This is a genomic window from Marinobacterium lacunae, from assembly GCF_000705555.1.
GTDB classification, from domain to species: Bacteria; Pseudomonadota; Gammaproteobacteria; order Pseudomonadales; family Balneatricaceae; genus Marinobacterium_D; species Marinobacterium_D lacunae.
On sequence record NZ_JMQN01000015.1, the window covers coordinates 198259 to 220461 of the forward strand.

17 protein-coding genes are annotated in these 22203 nt (G+C 57.8%); 13 read left to right on the forward strand and 4 right to left on the reverse strand.

What is annotated here, in order from left to right; genetic code table 11:
• Window positions 1-18: 18 nt before the first annotated feature.
• On the reverse strand, window positions 19-657 hold the full coding sequence (ypfH, locus tag ADIMK_RS05570; RefSeq protein WP_051692517.1) for an esterase: 639 nt from the start codon (window positions 655-657) through the stop codon (window positions 19-21).
• Window positions 658-659: 2 nt separating this feature from the next.
• Window positions 660-1460 (reverse strand): dioxygenase family protein, encoded by an 801-nt coding sequence (locus tag ADIMK_RS05575; protein ID WP_036184739.1) that lies wholly within the window; start codon window positions 1458-1460, stop codon window positions 660-662.
• 215 nt (window positions 1461-1675) lie between these two features.
• Here ADIMK_RS05575 and ADIMK_RS05580 point away from each other — a divergent pair, with 215 nt between their 5' ends.
• From ADIMK_RS05580 to ADIMK_RS05615, 8 genes are all read left to right on the forward strand, one after another.
• On the forward strand, window positions 1676-1984 hold the full coding sequence (locus tag ADIMK_RS05580) for a hypothetical protein (RefSeq protein ID WP_156042810.1): 309 nt from the start codon (window positions 1676-1678) through the stop codon (window positions 1982-1984).
• Between the two features lie 65 nt (window positions 1985-2049).
• Window positions 2050-2640, forward strand: a complete 591-nt coding sequence (locus ADIMK_RS05585; protein ID WP_036184742.1) for a CBS domain-containing protein — start codon at window positions 2050-2052, stop codon at window positions 2638-2640.
• Window positions 2641-2778: 138 nt separating this feature from the next.
• The gene (nifJ, locus tag ADIMK_RS05590; RefSeq protein ID WP_036184745.1) at window positions 2779-6396 is read left to right on the forward strand and encodes a pyruvate:ferredoxin (flavodoxin) oxidoreductase; all 3618 of its coding nucleotides are present in this window, start codon (window positions 2779-2781) and stop codon (window positions 6394-6396) included.
• Between the two features lie 2 nt (window positions 6397-6398).
• Entirely contained in the window at window positions 6399-7400 is a 1002-nt protein-coding gene (locus ADIMK_RS05595) for a dihydroorotate dehydrogenase-like protein (RefSeq protein WP_036184748.1), read from the forward strand.
• A 156-nt stretch (window positions 7401-7556) separates the two neighbouring features.
• On the forward strand, window positions 7557-8096 hold the full coding sequence (locus ADIMK_RS05600; protein WP_197027484.1) for a SiaB family protein kinase: 540 nt from the start codon (window positions 7557-7559) through the stop codon (window positions 8094-8096).
• 14 nt (window positions 8097-8110) lie between these two features.
• Window positions 8111-8488 carry a DUF1987 domain-containing protein gene (locus ADIMK_RS05605; protein WP_036184751.1) on the forward strand — a complete coding sequence of 126 codons (378 nt, stop codon included), beginning with the start codon at window positions 8111-8113 and terminating at the stop codon, window positions 8486-8488.
• Window positions 8489-8492: 4 nt separating this feature from the next.
• The gene (locus ADIMK_RS05610; RefSeq protein ID WP_081849674.1) at window positions 8493-9290 is read left to right on the forward strand and encodes an HD-GYP domain-containing protein; all 798 of its coding nucleotides are present in this window, start codon (window positions 8493-8495) and stop codon (window positions 9288-9290) included.
• Window positions 9291-9351: 61 nt separating this feature from the next.
• Entirely contained in the window at window positions 9352-14409 is a 5058-nt protein-coding gene (locus ADIMK_RS05615) for a transporter substrate-binding domain-containing protein (RefSeq protein WP_036184754.1), read from the forward strand.
• A 9-nt stretch (window positions 14410-14418) separates the two neighbouring features.
• Here the strand turns inward: ADIMK_RS05615 and ADIMK_RS05620 are convergent, their stop codons facing one another.
• Window positions 14419-14838, reverse strand: coding sequence for an Lrp/AsnC family transcriptional regulator (locus ADIMK_RS05620; RefSeq protein ID WP_036184757.1), 420 nt, complete (start codon window positions 14836-14838; stop codon window positions 14419-14421).
• A gap of 242 nt (window positions 14839-15080) precedes the next feature.
• Between ADIMK_RS05620 and yjeH the strand changes: the two genes are divergently transcribed.
• The gene (yjeH, locus tag ADIMK_RS05625; RefSeq protein WP_036184760.1) at window positions 15081-16346 is read left to right on the forward strand and encodes an L-methionine/branched-chain amino acid transporter; all 1266 of its coding nucleotides are present in this window, start codon (window positions 15081-15083) and stop codon (window positions 16344-16346) included.
• Window positions 16347-16352: 6 nt separating this feature from the next.
• Here yjeH and ADIMK_RS22290 read toward each other — a convergent pair whose 3' ends face one another.
• A complete protein-coding gene (locus ADIMK_RS22290) occupies window positions 16353-17009 on the reverse strand; it encodes a TetR/AcrR family transcriptional regulator (RefSeq protein ID WP_036184764.1) in 657 nt (218 codons plus the stop codon).
• 123 nt (window positions 17010-17132) lie between these two features.
• Between ADIMK_RS22290 and ADIMK_RS05635 the strand changes: the two genes are divergently transcribed.
• Genes ADIMK_RS05635 through ADIMK_RS05650 form a run of 4 tightly spaced genes read left to right on the forward strand, consistent with a single transcriptional unit; the run spans window position 17133 to window position 22193 of the window.
• Window positions 17133-18149, forward strand: coding sequence for an HlyD family secretion protein (locus ADIMK_RS05635; protein ID WP_036184766.1), 1017 nt, complete (start codon window positions 17133-17135; stop codon window positions 18147-18149).
• Window positions 18149-19936, forward strand: a complete 1788-nt coding sequence (locus ADIMK_RS05640) for an ATP-binding cassette domain-containing protein (RefSeq protein WP_036184769.1) — start codon at window positions 18149-18151, stop codon at window positions 19934-19936. The genes ADIMK_RS05635 and ADIMK_RS05640 overlap by 1 nt, the downstream gene beginning before the upstream one ends.
• Window positions 19933-21072, forward strand: a complete 1140-nt coding sequence (locus ADIMK_RS05645) for an ABC transporter permease (protein ID WP_036184771.1) — start codon at window positions 19933-19935, stop codon at window positions 21070-21072. Before ADIMK_RS05640 ends, ADIMK_RS05645 begins: the two co-directional genes overlap by 4 nt.
• A 2-nt stretch (window positions 21073-21074) precedes the next feature.
• Window positions 21075-22193: an ABC transporter permease gene (locus tag ADIMK_RS05650; RefSeq protein ID WP_081849675.1), complete on the forward strand. Its 1119-nt coding sequence runs from the start codon at window positions 21075-21077 to the stop codon at window positions 22191-22193.
• The last annotated feature ends 10 nt before the right edge of the window (window positions 22194-22203 follow it).

The following is a 22203-nucleotide window of genomic DNA, read 5'->3' on the forward strand; positions in this document are numbered from 1 at the left end:
TGAACAGCCCCGGTGTGGTTAGCTCGCCAAAGACTCAGCCAGCCGCTGCACGGCCATCTCCAGTAGCAGCGGCGTGATTTCATGATCGGTGCCTTTTTCAGTATCCAGCGTGACGGAGGCACCCAGGGACACCAGTCTCTCGTGTGCGGCGCGGGCGTGGCTGACCGGAATTACGCCATCATTTTCACCGTGCAACAGGTGAATCGAGGTTTTCTGGGGCGCTTGTTCCGGTAGCGAGGCGTAGCGGCCGGAGAAGCCCAGTACCTGACCGGCCAGACCGTCTTTAGCCTTGATCGCTTCCAGTGACATGATGGTGCCCTGAGAAAAACCGACCAGTACGGTATGTGCAGCATCAACGCCGTAGCGTTGCTTGAGCGTTTCCACCAAGGTGAGGAACGCAGGCAGTGCCGCGGCGACCCGCTGAGGGCGGGTTTCTTCGGTGATCCCCGCAAGCGAGAACCACTGGCGTCCGCCGAATCCGCCGTCAAACGGCTCGAATCCGTCTACAACCAGCGCGCAGGCGTGGGGAAAGGCCGCGTGCAGGGCGTGGCCCAAGGGTTCAAGGTTCTCCTTGTTGGCCCCAACGCCATGGGCAAGGATGAAGAGATAACGGGTTTCGCCCGCGGCTGGAATTTCGATCATCTGCGGTAGTGTCATGTTCAGTCCTCTTGTGCCGCACCGCTGGTTTCGGCAAATAACCAGGCGTCCATCGACAGAACGCCGTGTGTGATCTGTCCCGTTAATCGACGGGCGTGGCTCCACTCTTCACCGGCGGCACCGATGGCGAAGTACAGCGGCAGTAGATGCTCTTCTGTTGGATGTGCCCGCACGCCGGCCTGACTCAGTCGACGGTAATCCAGCAGCGCTTCGATATTCCCGTGCTTGATCTGATCGTCGGTCCAGTCTGTGAACTCGGTGACGTAGGGTTCGGCAGGCCCCATCGAGCGTTCATACAAATTGTGGGTGATGCTGCCGGAGCCGATGATCAGGATACCCTGATCCCGAAGGGCCGCACAGGCCCGGCCCAGCATCCAGGTTTCGCGGGTGCTGTAGAACGCCGGTAACGAGAGGGCAATCACCGGGATGTCGGCGTTGGGGTAAAGGTGCAGAAGAGGCACCCAGACGCCGTGATCAAACCCTCGCGAAGGGTCTGCAAGCGTGGCAAGACCCTGTTCGTTGAGCAGGTCGACGACCGACTGTGCGATTTGCGGCGCGCCAGGCGCCGGGTAGCGCAGCTCGTACAGTGGCTGGGGAAAACCACCGAAATCGTGAATCGTCTCGGGCTGAGGGTGTGTTGTCACCCTTAAGCCCCGGGTCATCCAGTGTGCCGATAGCACCAAGATGGCTCGCGGGCGGGGCAGGGTTTGACCCAGGCGCGAGTAAGTTTCGCCAATCTGGCCAGGCTCCAGCGCAAAGGTTGGAGAGCCGTGAGAGACGAACAGGGTAGGCATAGTGGACATCGTGTTTCCTCAATTCATGTGCCCGAAGTCACCGGGAGGTTATACGCATAAGTTTAAGGTGTTCAGGCCATCGATAAACTGCATTTATCTGCGCGATTTATACAATTTTCTAGATATGAACGCTGGGTTTTTGAGACAGTTGGAGAATACCGAGCTTTCCACTAATCTAGAGGTATGGATCCAATCTGTTTGGATTGGACGGTTGCGGTGAAGATATGACGCAGTACAACCGAACACTGTTCTCTTTGCTGGGCGTAGGCCTGATGGCCCTGCTGTTGTTGCAGGTTCCGCAGAGTTATGCGCTGGAAAAACGCAACCTGAATCAACCAGCCCTGGTGGAAGGGCTGTTTAATCTGGAACTGTCGGACAGTACGACGCTGGATCCAGATCATAGTGCCGCCGTATTCGATGTTTTCAGACTACCCGAACCGGGCGTTTCGATAACGCCTACCGCTCATTCAGTTCAGTCCGTCGCTGTCAGCCCGGCAAAACTGCCGCCCTCACGCGCACCACCGATCGACTGAATCCCCGCGTTCGGAATTCCACCCATAATTACCCATTCTGCCCTAAGGCAGGAGGAGTCTGTTCTATGCATCGTTATCATGAATTGAAAACCGTCAGCCTGAGCGAATATCCATCGGTTATCGAATCCGATCAGGTTGAAAGCTTCGATCTCAACAGCCCGGCACGTCTGGTCATGACCGACTTTCTTTACCACCGTCCGCTCACCATGCAGCCGGATGTCAGCATCGATGAAGCGATCTCGGCCATGCGCAAGGCGCACGTGCGTTCAATCCTCGTTACCGATACGTCGGATGCGTTCCGCGGCATCGTCACCGTGGCGGATCTCGAAAGCCGCAAGGTGTTGAGTCTTGCCACCAGCTCCGGTCAGTCGCGCAGTGATTTGACCATTGGTGATCTGATGACGCCCAAGGAGAAACTCAAGGGTGTACTGATCGGTGCTGTTGAGAGGGGCACCATCGGTGATCTGCTGGAAACGCTGAAGAACGAAGGGCAACCGCACATGCTGGTGGTCGACTCCGATAGCCACCGTATCCGCGGCATTATCTCCTCGAGTGATATTGCAAGACGTCTGCGTATCGCTGTGGAACTTAACCTGCGTGCCACCAGCTTCCGTGAGCTGGTTGATATTATCTCGTCAGGACGCGAGGTAAGCTAAGCCAAGCGCTATTCGGCGTCTATCCTGTTAGTGGCACAGACCTTTTTCCACCCGGAAGTTGGTCTGTGTCAGTTTCTCTGCACAGTGCAACTGCGATACTCGAAGTCGCAATGTGCCGGCGGATAGAAGGAGACCCGAATGGCGCCCGAATACCGCATGATGGACGGCAACGAAGCGGCCGCCACCATCGCCCACCAACTCAACGATGTGATCGCGATCTACCCGATCACGCCCGCCTCGCCTATGGGTGAGCTCTGTGATGCCTGGAGTGCAAGCGGCCGGGCCAACCTTTGGGGTGCTGTCCCCGACGTTATCGAACTCCAGAGCGAAGCCGGTGCCGCCGGTGCTGTGCACGGCTCTCTACAGGCCGGTGCCAAAACCTGTACGTTTACCGCGTCTCAGGGGCTGCTGCTCAAAATCCCCAACATGTTCAAGATCGCCGGTGAACTGACGCCGACGGTCTTTCATGTCGCGGCACGTTCAGTGGCCACGCATGCACTGTCCATCTTCTGCGATCACTCCGATGTCATGGCGGCCCGCACCACCGGTTTCGCACTGCTGGCCTCTAACTGTGGGCAGGAGGTGATGGATTTTGCCTGTATAGCCGAGATGGCGACGCTGGAGGGACGGGTGCCGGTGCTGCATTTCTTCGACGGCTTTCGTACCAGCCATGAGGTCAGTAAGGTTCAGGTTGTTACCGATGAGCAGCTCAGAACGCTGATTCCGGCGCATCTGGTACAAGCCTGCCGTGATCGCGGCATGTCGCCCAACCGGCCTCAGGTCAGGGGCACATCGCAGAATCCGGATGTGTTTTTCCAGTCGCGAGAAGCCACCAACCCGTTCTACGATGCTTTTCCCGCCATCGTGCAGTCAGCGATGGACCGTTTTGCGGCGGTCACCGGCCGTCAATACCGGCTCTATGAGTACGTAGGCGACCCTGATGCTGAACGGGTCATCATGCTGATGGGCTCAGGCGCAGAAACCGTCGAGGAAACGGTCAGTCACCTCAATGCCAGCGGTGAAAAAGTCGGCGTGCTGAAAGTGCGCCTGTTCCGCCCCTTTGACGGCGCCCGCTTACTCGCTGCACTACCGGAGAGTGTCAGATCAATCGCCGTGCTCGATCGTACCAAGGAACCCGGTGCCAACGGCGAGCCTCTGTACAAGGACGTGGCGACCGCACTGATGCAGGCAACGGTCACGGGCGAGTGGACGGGGCGCGCAATGGCGCGGGTGATCGGTGGGCGCTTCGGGCTGGGCTCGAAAGAGTTTACGCCCGCAATGGTCAAGGCGGTGTTTGACCACCTTGGCAGTGACAAGCCCCGTGTCCAGTTTACGGTGGGTATAGCCGATGATGTCAGTGGTTTGAGTCTGGATTACGACCCGGCTTTTCGCACCGATGCCTGCGCGCAGTGGATGCAGGCGGTTTTTTACGGTCTGGGTGCCGATGGCACTGTCAGTGCCAACAAGAACAGCATCAAGATCATCGGCTCCGAGGCGGGTCGGTATGCCCAGGGGCACTTCGTTTACGACTCGAAAAAGTCCGGTGCGGTCACCGTCTCGCATCTGCGCTTTGGGCCAGAGCCCATTCATGCCGCTTATGAGATTCAGCCCGCTCAGGCAGATTTTGTGGCCTGTCATCAACCCCAGTTTCTCGATCGCTATCCGATGTTCGAGCTGGCGAAAGAGGGTGCCTGCATACTGATCAATACACCACTTGAAGGCGATGCGTTCTGGCACAGCCTGCCGGGCGAAGTTCAGCGGTTGATGCAAAATCGCAGGCTCAAGGTGCATCTGATCGACGCTTACAAGGTTGCTGAAGAGGCGGGGCTGGGCAAGCGCATAAACACCATCATGCAGACCTGCTTTTTTGCGCTGACCGATGTGTTGCCCAAAGCGCGCGCCATCGCCGAGATCAAGACGGCGGTGGACGCCACCTATGGTAAACGCAGCCGCCGTATCGCCGATATGAACATTGAAGCGATCGATAACGCGCTGTCGCATCTGAAACCGTTCACTGTTCCGGCAAAGGCCGAAGGTCAGATAGCCATGCGGGTGATCGACGTGGCTGAAGACCCCTTCCTGAAGGGCGTTACCGCCGAGCTGATCGCCGGTCGTGGGGATGCTCTGCGGGTCAGCCAGCTGCCGCCGGACGGGGCTTGGCCCTCGGCAACGGCGCAATATGAAAAACGTGATCTGGCGTTGCAGATCCCCAGCTGGGAGCCTGACCTGTGCACGCATTGCGGCAAGTGCGTCTTGGTCTGCCCCCACAGTGTTATTCGCTCCAAGGCCTTTGATGCCAGCGAAATGCAGGGGGCGCCTGATGGTTTCAAGGCGGTGCCAATCAAGGGGGCCAAGGATTTTCCACCCGATACCCTGATCAGTTACCAGCTGTCGCCTGAGGACTGTACCGGCTGCACCCTCTGTGTCGAAATCTGTCCGATCACCGACAAGAGCAATGCCAGCCGCAAGGCGATCAACATGGTGCCCAAGGAGCAGACGCTGGCGCAGGAGAAGGCCAACTGGGCGTTTTTCAACGCCCTGCCCGAGTTTGACCGCACACAGGTGAAGGAGACGACGCTCAAGGGCGCGATGCTGTACCAACCGCTATTCGAGTTCAGCGGTGCCTGCTCAGGATGTGGCGAAACACCCTATGTCAGGCTGCTGAGCCAGCTTTGTGGCGATCACATGTTGGTCGCCAATGCGACCGGATGTTCATCGATCTACGGCGGCAACCTGCCCACCACACCCTGGAGTGTGAACGCCGAAGGCAAGGGGCCGGCTTGGAACAACTCCCTGTTTGAGGACAACGCCGAGTTCGGGCTGGGGATGAGGGCTGCACTGGATGCGCAAACCGCCTATGCCCGGGCGCTCTTGCAGGGACTTGGTGATCGTCTTGAAGGTGGTCTGGCCGAGGCGATACTCAACGCCGACGAAAGCAGCGAAGCGGGGCTCAAGGCCCAGCGTGATCGCATCGCTGTGCTGCGCCCACAGCTGGAGGTGCTGGATGATCCCTGTGCTAAAGCGCTACTGGCCGTGTCCGACAAGCTGGCGCGACACAGTGTCTGGATCGTCGGTGGCGATGGCTGGGCCTACGACATCGGCTACGGCGGCCTGGACCATGTGCTGGCCTCGGGGCGTAACGTCAATATTTTGGTGCTCGATACCGAGGTCTACTCCAATACCGGCGGCCAGACATCCAAGGCGACGCCGCGTGCGGCAGTAGCCAAGTTCTCAGCCGGCGGGAAGGCGGGGCCGAAGAAGGATCTTGCGCGGCTGGCGATGGACTACGAGCATGTCTATGTAGCGCATGTGGCGTATGCCGCGAAGGATGTGCATACCCTGCGTACCTTCCTCGAAGCCGAGAGCTATGACGGCCCGTCGCTGATCATCGCCTACTCACCCTGTATTGCGCACGGCTTCGATATGGCCGACAACCATGAGCATCAGCGGCTGGCGGTGGATTCCGGTCATTGGCCGCTGCTGCGCTACGATCCGCGTCGAGCGGCACAGGGGCAGAACCCTCTGCGGCTTGACTCCAAGCCACCCTCGATTCCCTACACCCATTTTGCCCGCACCGAGGCCCGTTTCAGCATGCTGATGCGCACCCACCCGGAAGCCGCCAAAGCGTTTCTCGATGCGGCCCAACATGAGGTGACAGAGCGCTATCACCGTTATGCGCAGCTGGCCGAACTGAGTTGGGAAGAGGTTGAGTCACCGGCCGACACGGCAGGGGAATCGGAAGTGGAGGAGGTGTAATCATGAACAATCGACTAGAAGCGCGTTATCTGGGGCTGGCACTTAGCAGCCCCCTTGTCCCCTCGGCCTCGCCGCTGACCGCGACCCTCAGTGGCGCGCGAACGCTGGAGGATGCAGGTGCGGCGGCTATCGTCATGCACAGTCTGTTCGAAGAGGAGTGTCAGCAGGATCAGCAGATGCTGCATCAGTTTCTTTACGACCGTGAGCAGGGACATGCCGAGTCCGACGGTTATCTGCCTGAGCCCGATGGCTTCAAAACCGCCGAAGAGCGCTATCTGGAAACCGTGCGGCAGATGAAAGAGCATCTGGAGATCCCGGTGATCGCCAGCCTCAACGGCGTGACCCGTCGCGGCTGGTCCGAACACGCCCGGCAGATCGCCGAAGCCGGAGCCGATGCGCTGGAGCTTAATATCTACTATGTCGCTGCCGACGGTGATGAGGCGGCGCAGGATGTGGAGAGGCGCTATCTCGATATTCTCCACGCCGTGCGCTCCAGCGTGCCGGACCTGCCATTGGCTGTGAAGATCTCGTCTCAGTTCACAAGTCCCGTGCATTTCGTCAAGCAGCTCAAGCAGATCGGGGCCGATGCCGTGGTGCTGTTCAACCGCTTTCTGCAGCCGGATATCCATCTTGAGTCCCGTCGGCTGCGTTCGCTGCTGGAACTTTCGCGTTCAGAGGAACTGCGCGAGCGATTGCGCTGGATCGCCATTGTCCGTGCCCAGGTAGCCGTGGATATCGCGGTGACGGGAGGTGTTCACACCGCTGAAGATGTGATCAAGGCGCAGATGTGTGGTGCCGACATTACCCAGATGGCCAGCGCACTGATGCAGAGAGGGCCTGGCATCCTGCCCGAGATAAAGACAATGCTGCTGCACTGGCTGGACGAGCATGAGTACGACAGCCTGCTGCAGCTCAAAGGCAGCGTGTCATACCGCAATGCGGCCGACCCTTCAGGCTTTGAGCGTGCCAACTATCTCGAAACGCTGGACAGCTGGCGGCCTTGAGCGCCTATAGGAGGATGACAAAGCGGGTTCTGGTGTTAGTATGCGGTTTATAGGGATGCGACCGTTTCGGGTAATGTCGGCTGTAATCGTTGTGAGGCATTCGCACTCGGCTAGCGGGATAGCTAACTAAAACGCCGATGACCAAAGGGTTTTGGAATGGACATTCAAGCGATTGAAAAGATCTTGGACGCAGACGGCATCGTCTTTCTCACATACGGTGGTTTCATTACCCAGTCCCTGATCGCGGGTATGACCGATGCGCTTGAGCGCGAGAGTGAAAAAAAGGATTTAAATCAGGGGCTTGCCAACAATATTTTTGTCATATTCATCGAGCTGTCTCAGAATATGATGAACTACTCCAAAAGCCGGGAAGTGGAAGGCGATACGTTCGACCCCAAGGGCCTCATTATGGTCGGAAAAGGGGAGAACGACGCCTACTATGTCCTGAGTCAGAACATCCTGAACGATTCAGACAAGAACAAGATCCTGCCCAAGCTCGAGGAGATAGGGCAACTGGATAACGATGGACTCAAGAAGCGCTATCGCGAGCTGAGAAAAACTGGTCGAGACAGCCATGGTCAAGGGGCTGGCATCGGCTTTTATGAGATCGCCAAGCGCTGTGAATCAATCAGCTACGAGTTCATCCCGATTGGTGAAGGCAAATACTATTTTCAGTTTAAGGCGATAGTGAAATGACCCGGAGTGCTGTTATGGAAACACTGCGACTGGAAGCGACTCAGTACACACCGGAAATTGTCTTGGACCCCGCTGGCGTTATCGCATTTTCCGGAAAGTCCTATCCGGAGAACACCTTCGATTTCTATCAGCCTGTCATGGACTGGCTCGAACAGTATTTTTCCAGCGAGTTGCCAGAGCGAACGGTGGTTAATATGGAGATCATCTATTTCAACTCCAGCAGCTCGAAACTGTTCTTCGATATGTTCGACCTGATGGAAGAGGCAAGTGCCGAGCACGCCCTGGAGGTCAACTGGATTTACGATCCCGAGAACGAGAGTGCGCGTGAAGCTGGCGAGGACTTTATCGAGGACTTCGACAGCCTGACCCTTAACCTCGTTGAGAAGGGATGAGCGAATGAGCAAGAGTCCTGACGACAAGCTCATCGAGGAGCTGGAGGGATTACGAGAGCGGTTCAACCGAACGACCGATCGTATTGTGAAAGATATCGGTCGGCAGAAGAAAATCATGGAGCGCAGCGACAAGCGTCAGCGCCAAGAGTATGACGAGCTTCAGCGCCGGTTCGATGAGATCGAAAGACTCAACAAAGAGATAGAAGAAACCCAGCGTGAAGTGGTCTTCACCATGGGGGCCATAGGCGAGAGTCGCTCAAAGGAGACCGGCAACCACGTTCGGCGTGTGGCCGAATACTCAAAACTGTTCGCGCTTTACTATGGGCTAGCAGAAGAAGAGGCTGAGCTGCTCAAGCAGGCTTCGCCGATGCATGACATAGGCAAGGTGGCTATTCCCGACAGCATTCTCAACAAGCCTGGTCGGCTGGACGAGCACGAGCGCGAGGTTATGAATACTCATGCTCAACTCGGCTACGAAATGCTCGCCTACTCCACTCGGCCGCTTCTTAAACTGGCTGCGACCGTGGCGTACGAGCACCATGAAAAGTGGGATGGTAGCGGGTATCCGCGAGGCTTGAAGGGCAAGGATATCCACATCGGCGGAAGAATTACGGCATTGGCCGATGTATTTGATGCGTTGGGTAGCGAACGCTGCTACAAAAATGCGTGGGACGACGCACGCATATTCGAGCTTTTCAGAGAGGAAAAAGGGAAGCATTTCGATCCCGATCTGATCGACATTTTTTTTCAACATATCGACGAATTTCTCGAGATTCGGGACCGTCTGAAAGACGATCTCTGATTGTCCGTCCGGCCGATGGTCCGGTAGAGGGATCGGTTCACGGGGGCTAAAGGATCTGCCGATGAGAAAATGGGTTGCACTGCTGTTGTTCCTGTTCAGCTCCTTGGCCTGTGCAGGTCCCGAATGGATAGAGTCCACGCTCAACGACGAACAGAAGGCGTGGATCGGTGCCCACCCCCGTATAGATATTGGGGCCATGGACGCCTGGCCACCGATGAACTTTGTCGATCAGCGGCAAAGGCCCCAGGGTATAGGCGCCGACCTTGTAGCGGCGCTTAACCGGCGACTGGATGGTCGGTTACATATCGTCTCGGGTGCCTGGCAACAGGTGTACGAGCAGACGAAACAGGGCGAGCTGGATGCGCTTCTTGATATAACGCCCAAGCCTGAACGCGAAGCCTATTTCAACTTCACCGACCCTTATCTTCGAATCCCGCACGTCATCGTTGCCCGCCGTGATGCCGATTATATTGCTGACCTGAATGCATTACGCGGTAAGACAGTGGCCCTCGAGTCCGGTATTGGCACGGTCAAATATCTGCGAGAACACTTCCCGGAAATAGTTATTCGTGAGTATCGCGACACATCACACTGCTTGGGGGCCGTGAGCAGTGGTGAGGTTGATGCCTATGTCGGCAACCGTGCAGTGGCGGACTACCTGATCACACAGGAACTGCTCAACAACCTGAAGATTCATGGTCGCGACTCTACCCGGGCCGGCTCTGTGCTGGCCTTGGGTACACCGAAAAACAACCCTATCTTGCGGGATATATTACAGCTGGCGCTGGACGATATCGGGCAGCAGGAGTTCAACGAGCTATTGGAGCCCTGGACCGGGGTTCGCACAGGCAATATAGGATTGACGCTTCAAGAGAAGGCATGGATCGCTCAGCACGGGGAGGTCAAGGTAGGAGGCGAACTGGACTGGCCGCCCTTTGATTTCGTCGGCCAGGATGGACGTTATAAGGGTATAGCACGCGATATCATGGACCTTGTCGCGCGCAAAGCCGGGCTTCGGCTGCACTACGAGACCGGACTGAACTGGTCGGCGATGCTGAAAGCCTTTCAGAATGGCGAGTTGGATATTCTGCCAGCCATGTACGAGAGCCCCACTCGGGCTGAGTTTACAACGTTCACCGCGCCCTATTTCGAGATCAAGGACTATGCGTTCATGCGTCAGGACGCTTCGCCGCCGACGTCGATAGAAGCGCTGGCCAAGTTAAGGGTTGCCGTGATTGACGGCTATCAGATCGTCGATCACCTGACTCGCCGGTTTCCCGACATTCAGCTGGTTAGGGTGAACACCCTGCAGGAGGGGCTGGACGCGGTTCTGCTTGAGCGCGCAGATGCTTATATCGACGGCTATGCCGTGGTGAATTACCAGTTGTCTCACAGCATGCAAACCGGGATTAAACCGGTTTTGCCGGTGGATTTTTACACCAATCAGCTGCGTGTCGGCGTGCGCAAGAGTGCACCGTTATTGGCCGGTATCGTGCAGAAGGCCGTTGCATCGATCAGTGACGAGGAGAAAAACGCCATTTTTCTGAAATGGTTCGGTGAGCAGCGAGATGGTGCACCGACAACTGCGGTCGTGCTGTCGAAGGCTGAAACGTCGTATCTGTCGAACCATCCGGTCATTAAGGTTCATCTCGACAAGAACTGGCCGCCATTTAGCTATGTAGAAGCGGGCCAGCCCAGGGGGCTGGGGATCTCGCTTATGAACCTGATTGGTGAGAAAACCGGCGCTAGAATTGAGTATGAGTCCGAGCCGACATGGGATGAAGCGCAAAAGTTGATGAAGCAGGGCGAGTTGGATGTGTTGCTCAATGTGACGCCGTCGGCTGAGCGTGCCCAGTATCTGGATTTCACCGAGCCCTACCTGAATGCGTTGCGCGGCATCGTCATGCGTGAGTCTGATACGCCGGTGCAAAACCTGAATGACCTGCTCAAGAAAACCATCGCGTTACCAAAAGGCTTCTACTACACCGAGTATTTCAAAAAGCACTACCCTGAAACGTCACTCTTTCTGGTCGATTCAGATCTGGATGCTCTACAGGCCGTTGCATACGGCAAAGCGGATATCACCATCGGCATAATGGCTGCCCATCAGTATTTGATGGAGAAGAACTACATCAGCAATCTGAAAATTGTCGGCCTGCCGAAAGAGAAACTGTTCGACCCCTCGCCTCTGGCGCTGGCTTCGCGCCGTGATGCTCCCGAACTCAATGGTATTTTAAGCAAGGGGTTGGCTGCCATCAGTACCGACGAAATGCGGGCGATGATTCAGTTCTGGCTTGGTAACTCCAATCGCTATCCGGACCCCGCCGATCTGGAGGCGCTCAACCTCACTGAGAAGGAGAAGGCGTGGCTGGGGTCGCACCAGGTGATCCGCTATAGCGAAGTGAACTGGAAACCGCTGTCGGTCATTGATGAGCGTGGTATGACGGGCATCATGGGGGAATACCTGGCGCTGGTGTCCAAGCGAACAGGTATAGAGTTTCAATATGTGCCGTCAAAGTCCTGGCCTGAAGTTCTCACTCAGTTCCAGAATGGCGTTATCGACATGGTGCCGGGTATTGGCGATAGCCCTGAGGAAAAAGCGCTGGGTTTGCTCAGTGACCGCTTCGCGTCATACCCGATGGTGATTGTGACCAACAGCGATATCGCGTATGTGCGCTCGCTCGATGAGCTGAAAGATCGCACGTTCGCTCTGCCCAACGGCTATACCAGTTACAACTATCTCAGGAAGGCACTTCCCGGGGCGAATATTATCGAGACCCGGGATATACCTGAGGCGCTGGTACAGGTCTCCAGTGGCAAGGCCGATGTATTTCTCGGCCACCTGGCGCCCGTGCTTTATTACATGGGGCGGATGCCAGGCGCGGAGCTGAGGGTTGCCGGCAACACCGACTTTCAATTCAACCACCATTTCCTGATTTCGCCGCGTTATCCCGAGCTGCAATCGATCGTGAACAAGGTATTCGCAACCTTGACGGAGAAGGAGCGGGAGCAGTTTTACCACGACTGGGTGCAGGTCAAAGTGCAGCAGGGTTTCGACTATTCCCTGTTTTGGAAAGCCTTGGCGGTAGTGATGGCGCTTACGGCCATTATGGTTTATTGGAACCGGGCACTTAAAACCAGGGTGCGGCGAGCGACCGCTGAGCTTACCGCCTTGCTGGAATCGTTCAATCGACATGTCATCGCATCCAAGACCGATCTCAATGGCCAGATTACCTACGTCTCCGATGCCTTTTGCTCGATCAGTGGGTATCGACGCAGCGAGTTGCTGGGGCAGAACCACCGCCTGATAAAACATCCGGAGAACGATCCCGAACTGTACCGTGAAATGTGGCGCACCATAGCGGAAAAGCGTGAAACCTGGCGAGGGGAGATCAAGAATCTCAGGCGCGATGGAAGCCATTTCTGGGTGGACGCAATCATTCAGCCAGAGTACGACCTGAACGGGGAACACATTGGCTATAGCGCCATTCGCCAGGATATAACCGCGAAGAAAGAGGTTGAGGAGCTAAGCAGTTCACTGGAGCGCAAGGTTGAAGCACGTACCGAGGAGCTGCGGGAGAGTCAGGAATACCTTGCCGAGGTGCTGGATTCACAGCCAAGTATCGTATTGACCACGGACGGGCGTCACATCAAGACCGTCAACCAAGCATTTCTGGCTTTGTACGGCCTGCAATCATTGGATGAGTTTCCGCACGACTGTATATGCGACACCTTCGAGCAACGTGAAGGGGAACATTATCTGCAGCGAATGATGGGCGAGCACAACTGGATCGAGTACCTGCGGCTCCATCCTGGGAATACCCATGTGGCCTGTATAGCCGGTCATCTGTTTACGGTGAGTGCCACAGCCGTGGATATTGGCGACGAGGCGATTTATCTGGTGGTGTTAACCGATATTACACAGTTGCAGGCCGCACAGGAGGAACTCAACAGAAGCCGCCGTTTGATGCACGATCTGATCGACAACACAGACGCGGTGATTCACGTGATGGATCTGAGCGGAAACTATCTGCTGGTCAATCGAGGCTGGCGCACCGTGTTTGGCATGGACAGTGAGGTTATTGGGCTGGATAGCCCGACAACAGATCAGACGGCTCCCACCACGATCGACCCGGATCAGCTGCCGGACGAATACAAGGAGCTGACCATTCGCGAAGTGACGGTACCGGTGGATGACCAGGATAATATTTTCCTGTCGTATCGGTTCCCGCTGCACGATCACCGTGGCCGGCTTTATGCGACGGCGGGGGTGGCGATCAATATCACCGAACGCAAAGAAACTGAACGTCAGCTGGAGGCGTTCAACCGAAAAATTTCGGATTCAATCGAGTATGGCTCGTTGATACAGACTGCACTGCTGCCCGAGCCCGATACCCTGCAGGCATTCTTCGATACCCATTTCACGGTCTGGCAACCCAAGGATGTGGTCGGAGGTGATATCTTCCTGTTCGATCCGCTACGTAATGACAGCGAAGCGCTGCTGATGGTAATTGACTGCACCGGTCACGGCGTCCCGGGAGCGTTCATGACCATGCTGGTCAAGGCGGTGGAGCGAGGGATCGTCAGCGACCTGCGGGCAGGGCTGCAAGAGGTACATCCTGCCGAGATACTGCAGCGCTTTAATCGCACCATTCGAACACTGTTGCGTCAGGACAATCCGGGCTCTGCAAGTAATGCCGGGCTGGATGGTGCGGTGCTCTATTTCGACAAGGCGCGCGATATCCTGCGTTATGCAGGGGCTGAGACCCCTCTGTTCTACTTTGATCAAGCCCGCGAACTGAACGTCATCAAAGGCGATCGACAGGGTATTGGTTACCGAAGCTCGGACCCCCACTACGTGTTCACCGAGCATGAGTTGAGCATCAGCTCACTGCACAGTCTATTGGTCACGACCGATGGCTACATCGACCAGAACGGGGGCAACAAGGGGTTCCCGTTCGGCAAGCGCCGCTTGAAAGAGCTGTTGATCGAGTATCGCGACCAACCGCTCTCTGAGCTGAATGACGTGCTGCTGGGCCGCCTGGCGGACTGGCAAGGTCAGGAAGAGCGCAGCGACGACGTTACCCTGGTCGGAATCGGATTTTCAGCGCCTGACTGAGCGGCGTGCTTACATCTCCCACTCTTTCATGATGATATGGGTTTTCACCCGTATCATCTTGTGGAAGTCCTCGATGGCGGCGCGGATCTCAATCAGCCGTTCCATGCTGGCCGCTTCGATGTAGATCAGCATGTCGGTTTCGCCGCTGATGCCGCAGCAGCGTTTAACCTCGGGAAAGGCGCGGATCTGTTCGACGTAGTGTTCGCATCGGCTCTCATTGTAGAACAGCTCGAGAAACGCTTTCACGGTGGGTGTCTGGGGGGCGGCGATGCGGGCGTGATACCCCTGAATAATCCCCTGCTGTTCGAGGTGGCGTATACGCTCGCTCACAGCGGTTCGCGACAGATTGACCGCGCGGGCGATCTGCGTGACCGGTGCGCGCGCATCGTTGCGTAACAGGGCCAGTATCTGCTGGTCGAACTTGTCCACGGTGCTCCTTCGTTAAGCTGCGTGCGCGGTGCTTCCGCGCTCTGGCGTCTATGATCGCTCTTTTTTTGTCCCTGTGGCAGATCGCCATGCATATCCGACGATGCGCAGGTGAAATCCGCCGCTTTGTCAGCTACCGCCGTTTCGGCGGCGCCTTACTATAGCAACAGCTGTATCAACCACCTATCGCGCTATAGGGGGTGCCTTGGGCGCCACCTGCACAGCCGCCGTTCGAGTTTGCCGTTATGAGTCGCTTAACCCAAGATTTGAGCCTGTCCCAAGGGGTTGGCTTGTTGACCACTTCACTGTTGGGCACCGGTATCTTCATTGTACCGGCGGTCGCCGCGTCCCAGGCCGGTGAGGCCTCACTCTGGGCCTGGCTGCTGTTGATTCTGATGGTGCTGCCAATCGCCTTCACCTTTGCCCAACTGGGTAAGCGTTTTCCCCACGCTGGCGGTGCGCCGTCGCTGATCGGCCGTGCGTTCGGTCCGCGCATGGAGCGCGGAATCGCGTTCATGTTTCTGGCCGTGATTCCGGTAGGGTTGCCCGCCGCGCTTAAAATGGCCAGTGGATTCTGGCACGCGCTGACCGATCTCACGCCGGGTGAGGAACTGATCATTCAGTTGCTGAGCCTCGGCCTTATGCTGGCGCTGGGGCAACGACCTGCGCGGGCATCGGGCAAGATCCAGACCGGCATTGCGGTGTTGATCATCGCCACGGTGGCGGCGATCTGGTGGGCCGGTGATCTGCCCTCGGCGGAGGTGCCGGTGTTGAGCCTGGCAGATTTCAGCTGGGGCGCGCTCCCAGCGGCGCTGGCGGTGATGTTCTGGTGCTTTGTCGGTATCGAGGCGTTTACGCACCTCGGCGAGGAGTTCCGTAATCCTCAGCACGATTTCCCGCTGGCGTTGTTGATCGGTGTGGTACTGGCAGGGTTGGTGTATTGGGCCTTCTCGGTCGCGGTGCTCAGCTTCGGTGTGTATGGCGATGCGCAGACCAACGGTGCATCCCTACCGCTGCTCATCGGGCAGTTGTGGGGGGTAAAGTTAAGCGGACTTGCGGCGATGATCGGGTATCTTGCCTGCTTTGCGTCGATCAATATCTATGTACAGGGGTTTGCACGGCTGGTTTGGAGCCTCGCGGACGAGGGCAAGCTTCCCTCGGCGCTTGCCCAGCGCAACGGCCATGGCATGCCCGGTCGTGCGCTGAATTTGGTGATTGCCGGATGTGTAATTTCGGTGGTGCTGGCGTGGTGGAACACGGTGCCCGTTGACGAGCTGATCCGCTATGCCAACGGCATCTTCGTGCTGGTGTATCTGTTCAGTATGGCGGCGGGATGGATGCTGCTGCGCGGTGTCTGGCGCTATCTGGCAGGGCTGAGCACACTGCTCTGCGCCGTCACAATGCTGACGCTGGGGATGCAGATGCTGTACGCAATCGCCGTGCTGTTGGGGTTCCTGCTGCTAGGACATCTCAGGCGTCCGCTGATCCTGAAACCACGGCGCCCGTTGTAAGCGGTGTTAACGTTCTTGCGTTGACAATGCATGCAGACCTGACATCACAAACCGCTTGATATAGTCGGACACCTCCGCGGCTGGCCGCTGGTAGATCGCTTGAATCGGTGTCGGAAGATCGGGGTTGATGATCATCAGCATCAGGCAGGGCGACATAAGCCCGAGCAGGCCGTACTTCAGTTTCGGGTCGTCGATGGCGATGCCGGTGATCTCGGACAGAATCGGCATCGCGAGATCTACGCGTGGTAGCGTCTCGGTTTCGAGGATGCGGTCGTTTAGGGGCGAGGGTGTCAGGATCTCCCGGGCCCAGACCCGCGGGTGCCAGCTGCGCTCGTCGATCAGGCCCTGTACCAGGCCGTCGATCATCAGCCCCAGCTTCTCCTCTGGTGGTGCGTTGCTACTGGCGACCTGCGTCAGATACTCGAGATTGAGCAGGTGACACATCACCTCGCTCATCACTGCCAGATACAGCCCATCGCGGCTGCCGAAGTGGTAGTTCACGGCGGCGATATTGGTGCCGGCCTTGGCGCAGATCGCCTTGCTGGTCGTATCCAGATAGCCTCGCTCGGCAAACAGTTGGCCAGCGGCTTCCAGAATCAGTGCGCGGGTGGCGTCGCCATCGGTGCGCCCACGGCGGGCTGGCGTTTTCTTCTCTGTACTCATCTGCTCTCTAGTGCGTAATGCGGTTGTACGCTTAGCTATGATTTAGTTGTAATTTAAATTTGAATTTAATATTGTGCAAGTTAATCTACTGATTAAACGGTATACAACTGCAGGGAGCAGTCGATGCGCAAGCTAGTCGTTCTGGTTCTGATCCTGGGGCTGGCCACAGGATTTGGCTGGTGGCACTACAACGAGCCCAATCAAGAGGACGGCTCTCTGGTGCTGCATGGCAATGTGGATATCCGTCAGGTATCGCTGGCCTTCACGCTGAGCGAACGGATCGTCGAGATGAGTGTGGAGGAGGGCGATCGGGTACAGGCCGGGCAGGTACTGGCCCGGCTCGACACCGATACTTTGTCGCTGCAGATTGCCCGGACCCGCGCCGCTATTAGCGCCCAGCAGCAGCAGGTGCAAAAGCTGCACAAGGGCTCACGTCGTGAAGAGATCGCTCAGGCCCAGGCGCTGGTCGAAGCTGCCAGAGCCGATGTGGAGCTTGCCCTCAGTCGCCTTAACCGGGTGAAGGATGTCGAGCGCGCAACACAAGGGCGGGGTATCAGCGCTCAGGATATCGATACGGCCAGCGCACAGCTCAAGGCAGCTCGCGCCCAGCTGGCTAATCGGGAACAGACACAGGCACTGGCCAAGGCAGGTCCGCGCGTCGAGGATATCGCGCAAGCCGAAGCCCAGCTCAAGGCGCTGCAGGCCGATCTGGCCCTGCAGCAACATCAAGTAGCGCTATCCACACTCAAAGCGCCGGTGGATGCCGTGATTCGCTCCCGCCTTCTGGAGCCCGGCGACATCGCCTCGGCACAACGGCCTGTGTATACGCTGGCCTTGAGTGATCCCAAGTGGATCAGGGTGTATGTGTCAGAGCCTGATCTGGGGCGCATACGCCCAGGCATGACGGCACAGGTGTTTACCGATACCGATCCCGAGAATCCGGTGACCGGTCAGGTGGGTTATATCTCCTCGGTGGCCGAGTTTACGCCGAAAACGGTGCAGACCGAGTCGCTGCGTACCGCTCTGGTGTACGAGGTTCGTATACGGGTGAAGGATCCCGCAGATCGCCTGAGGTTGGGGATGCCTGCCACGGTACGTATCGAAACGGACGCCAGCGCGGACGACAGCGGACACTCCTGATGAACAGGCCAGAGCTGGCAATCGAAGCCCGCACGGTCCACAAGTCGTTTCGCGACAAGCAGACCGGCAAGACCGAGGACGCCCTGAAATCGGTAGATCTGCAGATCCCCATGGGGTCGCTGACGGCGCTGGTCGGGCCTGATGGCGCCGGTAAAACCACGCTACTGAGGTTGTGTGCAGGTCTGATGCGACCGGATCAGGGCGAGTTGAAGGTGCTCGGTATCGATGTCGCGCAGCACCCGCAGCCGGTGCAGGACCGTATCAGCTATATGCCTCAGCGCTTCGGTCTGTATGAAGACCTCAGTGTGCAGGAAAATCTGGATCTCTACGCCGACCTTCACGGCGTACCGGCTGCCGATCGCATCGAGCGTTACCGGCGCCTTTTGCATATGACCGATCTGGCCCGTTTCACCGAGCGCCCCGCCGGAAAGCTCTCCGGTGGCATGAAACAGAAGCTGGGACTGGCCTGCACACTGGTGCGCTCACCCGATCTGCTGTTGCTCGATGAGCCGACAGTCGGGGTCGATCCGCTGTCCCGCCGTGAGCTGTGGCAGATCATCCAGCAGTTGGTTGAAGAGGAGTCGCTGAGCGTCGTTGTCAGCACCGCCTATCTTGATGAGGCCAGTCGCTGCGACGAGGTGTATGTGCTGCATGAGGGTGAGTTACTGGCGCAGGGAACTCCCGATCTGTTGTGCGAGCGCGCACTGGGCTGCTGTTTCACCGCCGTACCCGGTAAAGGCGAGTCACCGCGGCAGCTTCAGTCGCGCCTGATCGACCATCCGGACCTTATCGTCGATGCGGTCCCCCACGGTGGCGAAGTGCGCTTTGTGACCCAGGCGAATGTCACGCAGGAAGCGCTTGAGCCGCTGTTGCGTGGTGCGCGCACCCAGGCTGTACCACCGCAACTGGAAGACGGCTTCATGGTGCTGCTGCGCAAGCGCTTGGGCGCGGCCAGCCCGGATGTTGACTCGCTGGAGCGACAGCGGTCCATCGCCGGGCCGCCAGACGAAGTGGTCATAGAGGTGCGCGATCTGGTGCGTACCTTCGGTGATTTCACCGCGGTGGCCAGTACCAGTTTTGATGTTCGGCGTGGTGAGATCTTCGGCCTGCTCGGGCCCAATGGCGCGGGCAAGACCACCACCTTTCGCATGCTCTGTGGGCTGTTGCCCTCATCCAGTGGCTTTCTTCAGGTGGCCGGTGTGAATCTGCGCACGGCGAGGGCGTCGGCGCGTCGGCGCATCGGCTATGTGTCACAGAAGTTCTCGCTCTACGGCAACCTGACTGTATTGGAGAATCTGCGCTTCTTCGGTGGTGCCTACGGGTTGCACGGCAAGCGCTTGAGTGCGCGCATCGTGCAGGTGATGGAGCAGTTCGACTTGTCAGGGCAGGCGCGTACCCGCAGCGGTGAGCTGCCGGGCGGTTTCAAGCAGCGGCTGGCGATGGCGGCCGGACTGATTCACGAGCCAGAAATCCTCTTTCTTGATGAACCGACCAGTGGTGCCGATCCGCTGGCGCGGCGGGCGTTTTGGCGTCGCATCACCGCGCTGGCCGAGGGCGGTACGACCATCATCATCACCACCCACTTCATGGAGGAGGCCGAGTATTGCGATCGCATCATGATTCAGGATGCGGGCAAGCGCCTTGCAATGGGCACGCCCCAGCAGGTGCGCGAGCTGGTGTCCACGGCTGATCCTGCGCAGGGCCGTTTAAGCATGGAGGACACCTTTATCGGCATTGTCGAGCACAGCCGTAACGGCAGCGCCGGTCATTCGGAGGTGAACCCATGAGCAGTGCACGTCAGGGCGGGTTCTGGTTGCGACTGTTTTCGCTTATCCGCAAGGAGACGCGTCAGCTGTTGCGCGACAAGAGCAACCTGATGATCGGCATCGGCTTGCCGATCGTGCTGATCCTGATCTTCGGCTATGGCGTGTCGCTCGATGTGCGCAATATCCGTCTGGCACTGGTACTCGATGACCACTCGCCGGTGGGTCAGGATTTTGTGTCGGGCCTTACCCTCTCGCGCTACTTCGAGCCGCTCTCTGCCGACTCTATGGTCGATGCCGAGCAGATGATGAAGGTCGGTACGGTGGAGGGGATACTGCACTTGAGCAGTGATTTCGCCCGTCAGCTCAGTGCAGGTCACGCGCAGGTGCAGCTGATCGTGTCAGGTACCGAAGCACCCCGTGCCGGACCCATCGTCAACTATCTCAATACTCAGGTCGCCTTGTGGCAGCAAAAGCGCGCCGACCGGGCGGGGATCGATCCGAGCAGTGGGGCGCGTGTCGAGTTGGTCGAGCGGATCTGGTTCAACGATGCCAACACCAGTACCTGGTTTCTGGTGCCGGGCTTGATCGTGCTGATCATGACGCTGGTGGGCACGTTTCTCACCGCGCTGGTCATGGCGCGGGAGTGGGAGCGCGGCACGCTTGAAGCGCTGTTTGTCACCCCTGTGCGCCCAACCGAGGTGCTTCTGGCGAAGGTGACGCCCTATTTCGGCGTCGGCATGCTGGGGCTGGCGCTGTGCATGATTGCCGGGCGGGTGCTGTTTGATGTGCCGATCAACGGCTCGCTGCCGGTGTTGCTGTTTGCCTCAATGCTCTACCTGCTGGTCGCGCTTGGTATCGGTCTGTTGATCTCGTCAGCGACGAAAAATCAGTTTCTGGCCAGCCAGATCGCAATTCTTGCCAGTTTTCTACCGGCGCTGATGCTCTCGGGCTTTGTATTCGATCTGCGCAATCTGCCAATCGGCATACAAGTGATCAGTTATGCGCTGCCGGCGACCTATTTCATCGAACTGATCCGTACGCTGTTTCTGGCCGGTAATTTCTGGCCGCTCATCATCAAGGATTGCCTGATCCTCGGTGCTTACGCGGTGGTATTGCTGAGCCTTGCACGCGTTGTGACCCGTAAGCGACTGGACTGATAATGAACTGGCTACTGGCGTTTTTCTATCGGCTTATCAACATCTGCACCAAGGAGTTGCTGGCGGTGCTCAAGGATCCGTCCAGTCGCGTGATTCTGATCGTGCCGCCGCTGATGCAAAGCCTGCTCTTCGGCTATGCTGCCACCTATGACCTGACCGACGCCCCATATGCGGTGCTTGACCAGAGCAATACACAGGTCAGCCGTGAGCTGCTGGCACGTATCGACGGCACCGGTGTATTCCACCGTGTGGCGACACTGAACAGCAGTGATCAGATCGCCAGCGTCATCGGTAATGGCGAAGCGCTGCTGGCGATTCAGATCCCCGCGGATTTCGATACCCGCCTTGCCCAGGGTCAGAGCGCCCCGGTACAGATGATTCTGGATGGTCGCAACTCCGCGACCGCCAATTCGGCTGCGGGGTACATCAGCGCGATTGTGGCCAGTTACAACCGTACGCTGAGTCCGGATGCCGGGCCTTTAGTCAGTGTTGAATCCCGCGCCTGGTTTAACGATAACCTGCAGACACGGTGGATCATCCTGCCGGGGATGATCGCTGCACTGAGCATGATTCAGACGATGATGCTCACGGCGCTCTCCGTGGCCCGGGAGCGTGAGCAGGGCACCTTCGACCAGCTGCTGGTGACACCTCACACGCCACTTGAGATCCTGATCAGCAAGGCGGTGCCGTCGATCCTGATCGGGCTGGTTCAGTCGACGCTGGTTCTGCTGGTGTCGCTGTTCTGGTTTCAGATACCTATGGCCGGTTCGCTTGTGACGCTCTATATCGGACTGCTGATGTTCACCATTGCCAGTGTTGGTATTGGGCTTTCGATCTCGGCGCTCTCGGCCAATATGCATCAGGCGATGTTGTATACCTTCGTGCTGATCATGCCGCTGATGCTGCTTTCGGGGCTGGCGACGCCAGTGGAAAACATGCCCGATATTTTGCAGAGCGCCACCTACCTCAACCCCCTGCGTTTTTCGATCCATCTGGTAAGAGCGGTCTATCTCGAAGGGGCGCAGCTGGCCGATGTGGTGCCGGATCTGATTCCGCTGATCATTATCTCGATCGTTACCCTGCCACTGGCGGCCTGGCTTTTCCGCCACCGGCTGGTGTAGCGAAAACGGA